At 62.8% G+C, this 11,733-nt stretch carries 10 protein-coding genes; 5 read left to right on the top strand and 5 right to left on the bottom strand.

Features of this window, described 5'->3' with window-relative positions; all coding sequences use genetic code 11:
• Nucleotides 1-3: 3 nt before the first annotated feature.
• From AACQ43_RS13310 to cra, 4 genes are all read right to left on the bottom strand, one after another.
• Entirely contained in the window at nucleotides 4-693 is a 690-nt protein-coding gene (locus AACQ43_RS13310; protein ID WP_168967584.1) for an RES family NAD+ phosphorylase, read from the bottom strand.
• Entirely contained in the window at nucleotides 693-1,097 is a 405-nt protein-coding gene (locus tag AACQ43_RS13305) for an MbcA/ParS/Xre antitoxin family protein (protein ID WP_016350639.1), read from the bottom strand. The genes AACQ43_RS13310 and AACQ43_RS13305 overlap by 1 nt, the downstream gene beginning before the upstream one ends.
• A 249-nt stretch (nucleotides 1,098-1,346) precedes the next feature.
• Entirely contained in the window at nucleotides 1,347-2,540 is a 1,194-nt protein-coding gene (locus tag AACQ43_RS13300) for an aromatic amino acid transport family protein (RefSeq protein WP_168967583.1), read from the bottom strand.
• Between the two features lie 306 nt (nucleotides 2,541-2,846).
• A complete protein-coding gene (cra, locus tag AACQ43_RS13295) occupies nucleotides 2,847-3,833 on the bottom strand; it encodes a catabolite repressor/activator (RefSeq protein WP_044799940.1) in 987 nt (328 codons plus the stop codon).
• A gap of 305 nt (nucleotides 3,834-4,138) precedes the next feature.
• Between cra and fruB the strand changes: the two genes are divergently transcribed.
• From fruB to AACQ43_RS13275, 4 genes are all read left to right on the top strand, one after another.
• A complete protein-coding gene (gene fruB / locus AACQ43_RS13290) occupies nucleotides 4,139-5,254 on the top strand; it encodes a fused PTS fructose transporter subunit IIA/HPr protein (protein ID WP_168967582.1) in 1,116 nt (371 codons plus the stop codon).
• Complete coding sequence (gene pfkB / locus AACQ43_RS13285; RefSeq protein ID WP_168967581.1) at nucleotides 5,254-6,243, top strand: 1-phosphofructokinase; 990 nt, start codon at nucleotides 5,254-5,256, stop codon at nucleotides 6,241-6,243. Before fruB ends, pfkB begins: the two co-directional genes overlap by 1 nt.
• Nucleotides 6,240-7,964 (top strand): PTS fructose transporter subunit IIBC, encoded by a 1,725-nt coding sequence (gene fruA, locus AACQ43_RS13280; RefSeq protein ID WP_168967580.1) that lies wholly within the window; start codon nucleotides 6,240-6,242, stop codon nucleotides 7,962-7,964. The genes pfkB and fruA overlap by 4 nt, the downstream gene beginning before the upstream one ends.
• Before the next feature lie 188 nt (nucleotides 7,965-8,152).
• A complete protein-coding gene (locus AACQ43_RS13275) occupies nucleotides 8,153-8,722 on the top strand; it encodes a glucose-6-phosphate isomerase family protein (RefSeq protein ID WP_168967579.1) in 570 nt (189 codons plus the stop codon).
• Nucleotides 8,723-8,743: 21 nt separating this feature from the next.
• Here the strand turns inward: AACQ43_RS13275 and AACQ43_RS13270 are convergent, their stop codons facing one another.
• Nucleotides 8,744-9,751 carry a LacI family DNA-binding transcriptional regulator gene (locus AACQ43_RS13270; protein ID WP_168967578.1) on the bottom strand — a complete coding sequence of 336 codons (1,008 nt, stop codon included), beginning with the start codon at nucleotides 9,749-9,751 and terminating at the stop codon, nucleotides 8,744-8,746.
• A 212-nt stretch (nucleotides 9,752-9,963) separates the two neighbouring features.
• On the opposite strand from AACQ43_RS13270, the gene AACQ43_RS13265 reads away from it, so the two are divergent.
• The gene (locus tag AACQ43_RS13265) at nucleotides 9,964-11,730 is read left to right on the top strand and encodes a class I mannose-6-phosphate isomerase (RefSeq protein ID WP_168967577.1); all 1,767 of its coding nucleotides are present in this window, start codon (nucleotides 9,964-9,966) and stop codon (nucleotides 11,728-11,730) included.
• Nucleotides 11,731-11,733 lie beyond the last annotated feature (3 nt).

Raw genomic sequence — 11,733 nt, 5'->3', positions numbered from 1 at the left:
CCGTCACTCGCCATAGAGGGTGATTTGCAGCACGTTGGCGATGGCGCTGCCGTTCCAGTGGTACTCCAGATGGCGGGGCTGATGGACGCGATTGACCAGGCGCGGGCGATAGAGCAGGTAGCAGTCGTGGCCGCTGTGGCGCACCGAGCGGTAACAGATGCCGTCCACATCTAGGGCTTTCTGCTCGCGGGCGAAGGCCTGGGAATATCCGTAGTCGGTAGCATGGTAGAGCGGTGTGGCGAGAAAGGCCTCGCCGGTAATGTCGACCAGGCTGGCGCTGAACTCGGCATGGATCACCCGCATCTGCACCTTCTGGGCGGGTTCACGGGTGTAGCCGAAGACGCGCTCCTGGTGGTAGACCGTCTCCTTGATGGCGGTGTCGAGGCTGGGGGCGCAGTAATAACCGCCGAAATCGCCGGTAGTGAAGCGGGCCCCCTCCGGATTGAGGTGGGTGAAGGCGGCCATCACATGGCTGCCGCCAGCCAAGCCCACCAGCCAGTCCGCTTTCGGCACCCGCGTCAGCTCGCCGGCCTCTTCCCTCAGCCTGTCGTTGGTCAGCGCCTCGATGGCCCAGACCGCCTCCAGTTCGTCGGCGTTGGCCACATCCTCATAGAGGCAGATGGTGGGGTAGCGGCTCGGGATGATCCGGTAGGCGGACTCGTCCTTGAATGCGCGCTGCGGAGGCGTCTGCATCAGGCCATGCCTCCGCGCCAGGCGTGTAGGCGGGTAGCGACCTCATACAGATCGGCCACCCTGCCACCCTGCATCACCTCCATGGCGCTGCGGCCGGCGAAGAAGGGGTGGCTGTTGGACTTGCGTACCCAGCCATAGATGCTCTCGTCCGCGCTGAACAGTACCCGCAGGCTCTTGTGAATGTTGAGCAGGTAGCTCATTCGCTCCTGCAGATCCGCACTCAGTCTGATCCCGCCGTGGGACTCCTTGTACTTGTTCAAAGTTGAACGCGAAGAGATGCCGAGCAGTCGCAATTGTTCATCTGTGTTGCACTGCCATTTGTCCAGGATGCGAAACACCACTGGCAGCGCCTTGCTGGGATCAACGGCGCCATCTTGCCGTTGAACGTGTGCGGTTGCGACCATGTCAGGCTCCTTGCTGGATTGAGCGTGTGTTCTGTTGCCAAAAAGGCGATCTGCTATCAGTGTACAAGAATTGTTCACACATATACAGGATGTCGATACATGGTGCATATATGAACGTTTGATGTATCAGGGAGATGATCACCGCGCAGGCGGACCCCTTTATATCGATGGCATATACCGATGGTATGGAAAAAGCCCCGCCAACTGGGTTGGCGGGGCTTTTGCTTTGGGGCATGCACCGACTCTGGCTTAGAGCGCGGGCAGCAATCCCATGCTGACGCTTATCTGCACCCCGACGATCAGCACCCCCATGGCACCGGCAAGGCCCAGGGCCAGCACGCCGCCCGGGGCGCGGTAGTGGTGCGCCTCGGCCTGCTTGCGGCTCTGCCACACCAGGGCCACCGGCAGCAGCACCGCCAGCACCGCCAGCGCGATGGCGGCGTAGCCGAGCGCCATGATGAAGCCCTGCGGGAAGTAGAGAGCAAACAGCAGGGGTGGCACAAAGGTGATGAAGCCGGTCTGGGTGCGGCCCTGCCAGTTGTCCTTGCGGCGGGTCACCTTGGCCATGAAGTCGAACAGTCCCAGCGTCACTCCGAGGAAGGAGGTGGCCAGCGCCAGATCGGCGAAGAGGTGCATCGCTTGATTGAAGGCGGGCCAGCTCACCAGATTGCCGACGTTGGCCAGCAGACTGTCCAGCGCCCCGCCGGTCTGGATCAGGGATTGTTGACCGAGCAGCCCCAGGATGGCCACTTGCCACAGTACATACAGGATGAGTGGCAGGGCGGAGCCCCACACGAAGACCCGGCGCAGCTGCTTGGGACAGTCCCCCAGGTAGAGCATCACGCTCGGGATGGAGCCGTGAAAACCGAACGAGGTGAAGATGACCGGCAGGCCTGCCAGCAACAAGCCCTGACCGAGCGGCATGGAGAGCAGGTGCTGTCCCTCGGCGCGCGGCAGCAGCAGCGCCAGCACTGCCAACATGATCACCAGCTTGACGGTGAACATCAGTCGGTTGAGGTAATCCACCTGTTTGGTGCCGACGCAGACCATGCCGCCAAACAGCAGGGTAAAGGCCCAGGCCGCCTGCTCCTGGCTGAGGGGCAGGCCGGCATCGGCCAGCGCCTGGGCCAGCAGGCTGCTGCCGCCGCTGATGTAGGCGGAGGCCAGCGAGTAGAACAGCATCAGGATGCAGAAGGAGGCAATGCGTTTGCCCCAGGGACCGAGCAGGTGATCCGCCAGTTGGTGCAGGTACCACTTGCCGGTGTTGAGGCTCGCTTCCACCTGCAGCATGGCGGTAAAGGCCATCAGGCCCCAGAGACCGATCATCAGCAGCAGGGTGGCGGGTCCGCCAAGGGAGGAGGAGGCCAGCGGCAGGGCCAGCATGCCAGCGCCTATGGTGGTGCCGGCAATCAACAGGGTACATCCCAGGGTTTTGGTATTCATGGTGTCCATCCGAATCGAGAAACTGCGCGGTGAGCAGCAGGCATATGAGGTGTTGGCAAGGCGCCTCCGGGGTCGAGACCGGAGGCTAGCAATATCGGAGTGAACCCATCGTTACGAAAAATCCGCTGGTTGTAAAAGATGGTTGCCAACTTAGCGAATTAAAATGTTGGATACAAGCGTGTAAAAGCGGATTTTGTACTGGGTGGGTAGAATAAGTGGAAATAAAAAATGACAGTAGTGCACTTCGGCTGGTGAAAAAACGCGCCGCTGCGAACCGGGTCGCAGCGGCGCGCGATGCAGAGAGGGTTAGCGGCGGCGCTTGAGGGTACGGCTCACATAGTGCAGCCCGCACTGATATTCACCGCCAATCGCCTTGAGGGCCAGCTCCAGCGCCTGGCTGGCGAGGGCATCGTGTTGCTGGGGCAGGGAGTTGATGCCGAAGGGGAGAAAATCGAGCAGGCGATCGTCGCCGAAGGTGGCCATGGCCAGCCGGCTCATGTCGGTCTCCTGTTCCAGCAGATAGTCGAGTACCCCCTCCATCAGGATGTAGGAGGTGGCTACCAGTGCCTGGGGCAGCTGGCCGAGCTGCTGATGCAGCGTCTTGATCAGGCGGTAGCCCTCGGCGCGGGAGAAGTGGGCTCCTTCACACAGATGGCAAGCCGTGCTGTGGCTGGCGACGGCCTGCTCGAAGCCCGCTTTGCGTTCACGGCTGATCGTGAGTGCCGGTAGCGCGGTGATCAGGGCGATGTGCTTGATTGCCGGCGAGAGCAGGGAGGCGGTGAGATCAAAGCTCGCCTTCTGGTTTTCGCTGGCCACGGTGACGAACTTGTCGGCCGCCATGGCCCGGTCGATGGCGAGCACTTGGATGCCGCGCGTCTGCAGGCCGAGGTAGAAGGGATCTTCGGGTGGCAGGCAACTGGCCACCAGCAGCGCATCCACGTGGCGACTGGCCAGCATCTCGGCCAGCTCTTTCTCGGTGGCGGGGTCATCTTCCGAGCAGACGATCAGCAGCTGATAGCCCTGTACCCGCGCCCCTTGTTCCAGCCGTTTGGCGAGCTTGGCGTAACTGGCGTTCTCCAGGTCGGGCAGGATGAAGCCCAGGGTCTTGGTCTGGCCACCGCGCAGGGAGGCGGCGCGGCTGTCCGGCTGGTAGTTGTGGGCGGTGACCACCGCCATCACCTTGTCGCGGGTGGCCTGGCTGATGCGGTATTGGTCGGCCTTGCCATTGATCACATAGCTGGCCGTGGTGCGCGAGACACCGGCGAGGGCGGCGATTTCATCCAGTTTCATCATGTTGGCTCTGTTTGAGTTGCAAGGCCCACGGGCACTGCCTGGTGAGGGCACCGAAAAGTGTGCGCGGGATCATATCATTGAAAAGCACTCTTTGTGGGTACTTGATCAATTCGCTGAAACGATTCAGTCTGAGTGTAAGTGAAACGATTCAGCTTGTCAGCAGACAATCGATGGCCGGGCATGAAAACCTGGTATGACCCGCGAAGGGATGCAATCCGGTCTATTGTCAGCAGGCGAGTGGTACGAATGGTTATGTTTGATGAGCCGGTACGGTCAGGCCGCCCGGCACCTGATGGAGAATCTCTATGTTGAAGTTGGCGCGACAGCAGATCTTGCTGGGGCAGTCGGTGGCGACCAAGGCCGAAGCCATTGCCCTGTTGGCAGGCAAACTGACCGAAGCCGGTCTGGTGGAAGCGGGATATGTAGATGGCATGCTGGCGCGTGAAGCTCAGCACGCCACCTATCTTGGCAGCGGCATCGCCATTCCCCACGGCACCACCGACACCCGGCATCTGGTGAAGAACACCGGCGTCATGGTGGCCCAGTTCCCGCAGGGGATCGAGTGGGACGAGGGGCAGATCGCCTATGTCGCCATCGGCATCGCCGCCAAGTCCGACGAGCATCTGGGCATTTTGCGTCAGCTCACCCACGTGCTGGGTGATGAGCAGGCGGCGGCACAATTGAAAGAGGCCACCGATGCCGACACCATCATCAATATCCTGACCGGTGCGACTGCGCCCAAAGAGGTGCAGTTCCTGGCCCTGGCCGACTTCCCGGCGGACGATCGCGATCAGCTGCTGCTGGGCGCCGCCGCCCGCGCCAAATCCGCCGGCTGGGGGGATGCCGCTATGGTGAGCGCCCTGCTGGCAAGTGAACCTGCCTATCTGGGCGAGGGTATCTGGCTAGCGCGGGCCAATGTTCAGCAAACAGCATCGGCTCAGACCGGCTGGGTGCTGGCCACCCCGAGCAGCGAACTTCGCGCAGGGGAGCTGCCGGTCAACGCCCTGCTGCTGCTGTGCGCCGCAGATAGCGGCCATCTGGCGCAGCTCGACAACCTGGCCAAACTGGCGGCTGCCGGTCAACTTGCCATGCTGGCGGGCGGCGAGGGGCTGGCCATGCTGCAAGCGGGGCCGGCCAGCGGTCTTTCCGACACCTTCACCATCATCAACCCCCACGGCCTGCATGCCCGCCCCGGCGCCATGCTGGTCAAGGTGGCCAAAGAGTATGAATCCGACATCCGGGTAGCGAATCTGGATGGCAGCGGCGAGGCGGTCTCCGCCAAGAGCCTGATGAAGGTCATCGGTCTGGGCGTCAAGTGCGGGCACCGTCTGGCGTTTCGCGTCGAAGGCCCGGATGCCGAAGCGGCGCTCAAGGGCATAGGCGCCGCCATTGCGGCCGGGCTGGGCGAGGGGGCGCACTGATGGACATAGTGACCATCACCCTCAACCCTGCGCTCGATCTCACTACCCGTCTCGAGGCGATGAGCCTGGGCGAGGTGAACCTGGTGAGCGAGGCCAACCTGCGTGCGGCGGGCAAGGGGATCAACGTCGCCATGGTGCTCAAGGACTTGGGCCGCGAGGTGGGCGTCACCGGCTGGCTTGGCGCCGATAACCAGCAGAGCTTCGTCTCCCTGTTTACCGAGCGTGCCCTGGCCGAGCACTTCGTGCGAGTGGCGGGCAGCACCCGTATCAACGTCAAGATCTCCGAGCAATCCGGCCGGGTCACCGATCTCAACCTGCCGGGGCTCACCATCCAGCAAGGGGAAGTGAGTGCGCTGGAGCAGGCCATCGACGAACTGGCAGCGCACGCCGACTGGTTCGTGCTGGCGGGCAGCCTGCCCAAAGGGGTGGCCCCCGATTACTGCGCCCATCTGATCCGCCTGCTCAAGGCCAAAGGCAAGCAGGTGATCTTCGATTGCAGCGGCGCGGCGTTAAGCGAAGGGATCAAGGCGGCGCCGACTTTGGTCAAACCCAATCTGGAAGAGCTGAGCCAGTGGGCGGGCCGCCCCATCAAGACTTTGAGCGAGCAGGCCGAATGTGCTCGCGCGCTGCAGGCCAGCGGGATCCCCAACGTGGTGATCTCCAACGGTGCCGATGGCCTCATCTGGTTTGCCCCGGATGCCGTCTGGCAGGCAATTCCACCGCGGATGCAGGTGGTCAGCACTGTCGGTGCCGGCGATTCCCTGGTGGCCGGTCTCGCCCATGGCCTCAGCCTTGGCTGGACGCCGGAGCAGACCCTGCGGCTGGCCACCGCCGTCTCAGCGCTGGCGGTCAGCCAGGTGGCGGTCGGCTTTAGCGATATCAGTGTGCTCAACCCCTTGCTTGAACAGGTGCGCGTACAGCGTCTGGATGCGCTGGCACCGGTTCAATGCCATACCCCCTCAATGGAAAACTCAGGAGATGCCCAATGAAAGCAATCTTGGTTACGGCTTGCCCGGCGGGCATTGCCACCAGCTTTCTCGCTGCAAAACGGATAGAACAGCAGGCCAAACTGGCTGGCTGGGAGCTCACCCTCGACGTCGGCTCCAGTGTGCAACCGCGCCAGATCCCCTCAAAAGAGCAGATTGCCGCCGCCGACCTGGTGCTGGTTGTCGCCAGTGCCCCGGTGGATCTCGCCGCCTATGACGGCAAGCGGGTCTATCAGGGCAGCATGGATCTCGCCCTGCAGGATCCGGCCGCCTTGCTGGAAGCAGCCACCAGTGGCGCCAGCCTCTATCGTCATCAAGCCGCCTCCGCTGCCGCCAAACCGGCCGCTGCTGGCAAGCGCATTGTGGCGGTGACTGCCTGCCCGACCGGGGTGGCCCACACCTTTATGTCGGCAGAAGCGCTGGAGACCATGGCCAAGCAATTGGGTTACCAGATCCGCGTCGAAACTCAAGGCTCTGTCGGTGCCCAGAACGCCCTGACAGCCGAGGAGATTGCATCCGCCGATCTGGTGTTCCTCGCCACCGATATCGAGGTGGACATGGCCCGTTTCGACGGCAAGCCGGTCTATCGCACCAGCACGGGAGTGGCGCTCAAGAAAACCCGTGCCGAGCTGGACAAGGCTTGGAGTGAGGCGAAAATCTATCGCCACAGCGGCGCCAGCCAACCCAAGAAAGAGGAAAAAGCTGGCCCCTACAAGCACCTGTTGACCGGTGTCTCCTTCATGCTGCCCATGGTGGTGGCGGGCGGCCTTATCATCGCGCTCTCGTTCGTATTCGGGATTGAGGCATTCAAGGTGGAAGGCACTCTGGCCGCGGCTCTGATGAAGATCGGTGGCGGCTCTGCCTTTGCCCTGATGATCCCGGTGCTGGCCGGTTACATTGCCTACTCCATCGCTGACCGTCCGGGTCTCGCTCCCGGCATGATCGGCGGCATGCTGGCAAGCTCCTTGGGCGCCGGTTTCCTTGGCGGCATCGTGGCCGGTTTCCTGGCCGGTTACAGCGCCAAGTACCTGAGCGACAAGGTGCGCCTGCCGGTGACCCTGGAAGCGCTCAAGCCGATCCTGATCATTCCGCTCTTTGCCAGCCTGTTTACCGGCCTGGTGATGATCTACGTGGTGGGTGGTCCGGTGGCCGGCATCATGAATGCCATGACCACCTTCCTCAACAACATGGGATCCGCCAACGCCGTGCTGCTGGGTGTCATCATCGGCGCCATGATGTGCTTCGACATGGGTGGCCCGGTCAACAAGGCGGCTTACGCCTTCGGGGTCGGCCTGCTGGCCTCCAAAACTTACGCCCCGATGGCTGCCGTGATGGCCGCTGGTATGGTGCCGGCACTGGGGATGGGGATCGCCACCTTCCTGGCCCGCACCAAGTTCATCAAGGCGGAGCAGGAAGCGGGTAAAGCCTCCTTCGTGCTGGGTCTGTGCTTCATCTCCGAGGGGGCCATTCCGTTTGCCGCCAAGGATCCGATGCGGGTCATCCCGGCCTGCATGGTGGGTGGCGCCCTGACCGGTGCGCTCTCCATGCTGTTTGGTTGCGAGCTGATGGCGCCCCACGGCGGTCTGTTTGTGCTGTTCATCCCGCACGCCATCAGCAACGTCATGATGTATATCGTGGCGATTGCGGCAGGCTCGCTGCTGACCGGTGTCTCCTACGCCATGCTCAAGCGCGGTGAAGAGCAGGCCAAGCTGGCCACGGCATAATCCGCTAGTCAGCAACACGCCATACAAGAGAGCGGCCTTTGGGCCGCTTTTTTATTGCCCCAATTTATTGTCCAAAAAAGTGACGAGGGTAGGGCAACCTGGCTTGTGGTTAATGGATTAACCCTCTAGCGTGGAACCCCGAAGGGCGCCGCTGCGCCTGCCGATAACCCGATCCCCAGGAGCTGATGATGACCCCCATGATCCCCCCCATTCTCGATTTTGCGACCGGCAAACTCGGCGGCGCCGAGCTGGTGGAAAAGAGCACCACCCTGGCTGACCTGCAGGGGCTTTTTGCCGACCCGCACGCCGAAGCTGCGCTTTCGCCTGATACCCGGCTCTATCGGGTCGCCATGCTGCCCGGTCATGGCGGCGAGGGGGATCTCAACATGGGGGTCACCTATCTGGCGGCGGGCCGGGTTGGCCAGGAGTTCTTCATGACCCGCGGTCATCTCCATGCTCGCGCCGAGCAGGCCGAATACTACTTCGGGTTGTGCGGAAAGGGGCTATTGCTGTTGCAGGATATGGCCGGTGTCTGCCGGCTGGAGCAGGTCTTTGCCGGCAGCGTTCACCATATCCCAGGCCATGTGGCCCATCGACTCATCAACACCGGCGCGACGCAGCTCTCGGCGCTGGCGGTGTGGCCCGCCGTCGCCGGTCACGATTACGAAGCGCTGGGAGCGCGCGGCTTTGGCCTGCGGGTGTTGGCCGGGGAGGATGGCACGCCCCGGATTGTCACTTCTGCTGGGCAAGCAACTTGAAACCGCGCTTGCGGCGGCCCGCTAGGGGCTGCCGCAGGATTGGCGCACCACCAGGGTGGGGGGCAGAATGATGCTCTTGGCCGGTTCGTCGTTGCCGGCCATCCGCTCGAGCAGCAGCTCGCCGGCTTTTCGGCCGATCTCCCGCGACGCCACCGAGACGGTGGTGAGGGGCGGATCCACCAGCGCCGTCTCCGGCAGATCGTCAAAGCCCACCAGTGCAAAGTCCTGACCGATGACTCGCCCCAGCTTGCGCAGCCCCAGAATGGCGCCGAGCGCCACCACGTCCTGATAGCAGACCGCCGCCGTCACCTCGGGATGCTGTTCCAGCAGCGCCGTGATGGCGCGGGTGCCTTCCACCCGGCTGGCGCCGCAGCCGATGATCCACTCCGGTCTTGGGGAGATGCCGTGTTCGAGCAACTTGCTCATGTAGCCGCCGAGGCGCTGGGAGCGACTGATGGAGGCGGAGTTGCCCCCGACAAAGGCAATATGGCGGTGGCCCAGCTTCAGCAGGTGTTCGGTCGCCAGCTGGCAGCCCAGGAAGTTGTCGGTGCCGACGAAGTCGATCGCCACGTCCGGCACCGGCCGCACGATCAGAATGGTGGGCATGCGGCGGCGCTGCAGGCTCTCGAAGAAGCTGCGGGGAGTGGTCTGGGTGGCGCAGATCACCATGCCGGCGGCGTTGTTGCGCTGCAGCGAGTCGGTGAACTGCTGCTGCCGGGTGGCCGACTCCTCGCTGTTGGCCAGAAACAGCATCAGATCGTGATGCTCCATCTCCCGGCTCAGGCCCGCCGTCATCTCCGCATAGAAGGGGTTGGTGATGTCGTGCAGCAACAGACCGACCTGGTTGCTGCTCTTGTTGCGCAGGTTGGCGGCGGTCTGGTTGTAGACATAGCCGAGCTCGTCGATGGCCCTGAGTACCCGCTGGCGGGTGTGCTCGGAGATGCGCCCCTTGTTGCGCAGGGTCATGGAGACGGTGGCAGTCGACACCCCCAGATGGCGGGCGATGTCGGCAACGGTCACATTGCTCATGGGATGGATCCTGTCAGGGAGTAGGCCTCAAAGGTATATCGATTAACCTTTCGTTGTTAACGTACCATGATGAAATTGCTGTCATGATCACATATTTCACCCATGTTGGCGATCAAATACACCATTTTATGAGGTTAATCTTGTTTATCAGGTTGTGGTTAACAGGTTAATCGATTTATCTCTCTCCCAGGTGTCAACGAGAGAGCAAGCCAATGATTCATTCGAGTTACGTCTCCAACTACGACAAATTCCCGGAAGTGGTGGTCGCCGGCCATGAGGGCGCCGCCTGCGCCGGCTGGCATGAGATAGCCCGGCGACTGCAGGCTGCGGCAGACGGGCAAGGTGGGGCAAGGGTGGTGCTGGTGATCGACTGCTATCACGGCGTGGATCAGGACGAGCTGCGTAGCCAGCTGCTGGCGAGGCTTGGGCCCTACACGCTTATAGATGTGGAGCAGGCCCGTCTGCCCGAATCAAAAGTGCTGGCGATGCTGGAGCGCTTCATCACAGAGGACCGGGTGTTTGGTGTGTTGGCCCCCCACAAGACGGTGGAGTTTTTTGACCCGGCCGCGCTGGCGCGCCTGCAGCAGCAGGTCGCAGAGATAACCGGTGGCCTGGTGGTGGTGATGGGCAGTGGCGCCTCGCTGGTGGCAAGAGGAGATGTGCGGGTCTATGCCGATCTCGCCCGCTGGGAGATCCAGCAGCGACTGCGGCGCAAGGAGCTGGGCAACTGGGGGGCCGGCAACGAGGAGGAGGACATTCTGCGCCGCTACAAGCGCGCCTTCTTCATCGAGTGGCGGGTGTTTGACCGCCATAAACTGGCCCAGCTGCCCACCATCGATTTCCTGCTCGATACCAACACCCGAGGCAAGCCGACCCTGGTGACGGGGCAGGCGCTGCTGACGGGGTTGCATCAGGCAGCGCGCCAGCCTTTTCGGGTGGTGCCCTTCTTCGACCCCGGGGTCTGGGGTGGGCAGTGGATGAAGCAGGTGTGCGATCTGGACCCGGCTCAACCCAACTATGCCTGGTGCTTTGATTGCGTACCGGAAGAGAACAGCCTCTACCTGCGCATTGGCGAGGTACGGGTGGAGATCCCGTCGCAAAACCTGGTGCTGTGCGAGCCCAGCGCCCTGCTCGGGGAACGGGTACACGCCCGCTTTGGCGCCGAGTTCCCGATCCGGTTCGATTTTCTCGATACGGTGGGGGGGCAGCCGCTCAGCCTGCAGGTGCATCCGCTGACCGAATACATCCAGCAGGAGTTCGGCATGCACTACACCCAGGACGAGAGCTACTACCTGCTCGATGCCAAACCGGGCTCTTGCGTCTACCTCGGCACCCGCACCGGTATCGACCCGCAGGCGATGTTGGCGGATCTGGCCGCCGCCCAGCGTGGCGAGAAGCCTTTCGATGACGAGCGCTTCATCAACCGCTTTCCGGCCCGTAAACACGATCACTTCCTGATCCCGGCCGGGACCGTTCACTGCTCGGGAGAGGGGGCCATGGTGCTCGAGATCAGTGCCACCCCCTACATCTTCACCTTCAAGCTGTGGGACTGGGGTAGGGTCGGGCTCGACGGCATCCCGCGCCCCATCCATCTGGAGCATGGCAGCAAGGTGATCCAGTGGGAGCGCGACACCGACTGGACCCGCGAACACCTGGTCAATCGCATCGAGCTCATTGCCGAGGGGCCAGGCTGGCGCGAGGAGCGCACCGGGTTGCACGAGCGGGAATTCATCGAGACCCGTCGCCACTGGTTCAGTGTGCCGGTGGAACACGACACCGGCGGCACCGTACAGGTACTCAATCTGATCGAGGGGCGAGAGGCGACGGTGGAAAGTCCCGACCATGCGTTCGCGCCGTTTGTGGTGCACTACGCCGAGACCTTCATCGTCCCGGCCTCGGTGGGGCGTTATTGCATCCGCCCTAGCGGTGAGAGTGAAGGGGCGACCATCGCCACCATCAAGGCCTATGTGAGGGGGTAACCA

Source organism: Aeromonas sp. DNRA1, assembly GCF_963888745.1.
Taxonomy (GTDB): Bacteria; Pseudomonadota; Gammaproteobacteria; order Enterobacterales; family Aeromonadaceae; genus Aeromonas; species Aeromonas hydrophila.
The sequence above is the reverse complement of the archived record's forward strand: the minus strand, read 5'-3'. Positions and strand labels throughout refer to the sequence as shown.

Coding starts and splice junctions, on each gene's coding strand:
- AACQ43_RS13300 (WP_168967583.1), bottom strand. CDS start 2,540: ATGAATACCAAAACCCTGGGATGTACCCTGTTGATTGCCGGCACCACC.
- AACQ43_RS13265 (WP_168967577.1), top strand. CDS start 9,964: ATGATTCATTCGAGTTACGTCTCCAACTACGACAAATTCCCGGAAGTG.
- cra (WP_044799940.1), bottom strand. CDS start 3,833: ATGATGAAACTGGATGAAATCGCCGCCCTCGCCGGTGTCTCGCGCACC.
- AACQ43_RS13305 (WP_016350639.1), bottom strand. CDS start 1,097: ATGGTCGCAACCGCACACGTTCAACGGCAAGATGGCGCCGTTGATCCC.
- fruB (WP_168967582.1), top strand. CDS start 4,139: ATGTTGAAGTTGGCGCGACAGCAGATCTTGCTGGGGCAGTCGGTGGCG.
- fruA (WP_168967580.1), top strand. CDS start 6,240: ATGAAAGCAATCTTGGTTACGGCTTGCCCGGCGGGCATTGCCACCAGC.
- AACQ43_RS13310 (WP_168967584.1), bottom strand. CDS start 693: ATGCAGACGCCTCCGCAGCGCGCATTCAAGGACGAGTCCGCCTACCGG.
- AACQ43_RS13275 (WP_168967579.1), top strand. CDS start 8,153: ATGACCCCCATGATCCCCCCCATTCTCGATTTTGCGACCGGCAAACTC.
- pfkB (WP_168967581.1), top strand. CDS start 5,254: ATGGACATAGTGACCATCACCCTCAACCCTGCGCTCGATCTCACTACC.
- AACQ43_RS13270 (WP_168967578.1), bottom strand. CDS start 9,751: ATGAGCAATGTGACCGTTGCCGACATCGCCCGCCATCTGGGGGTGTCG.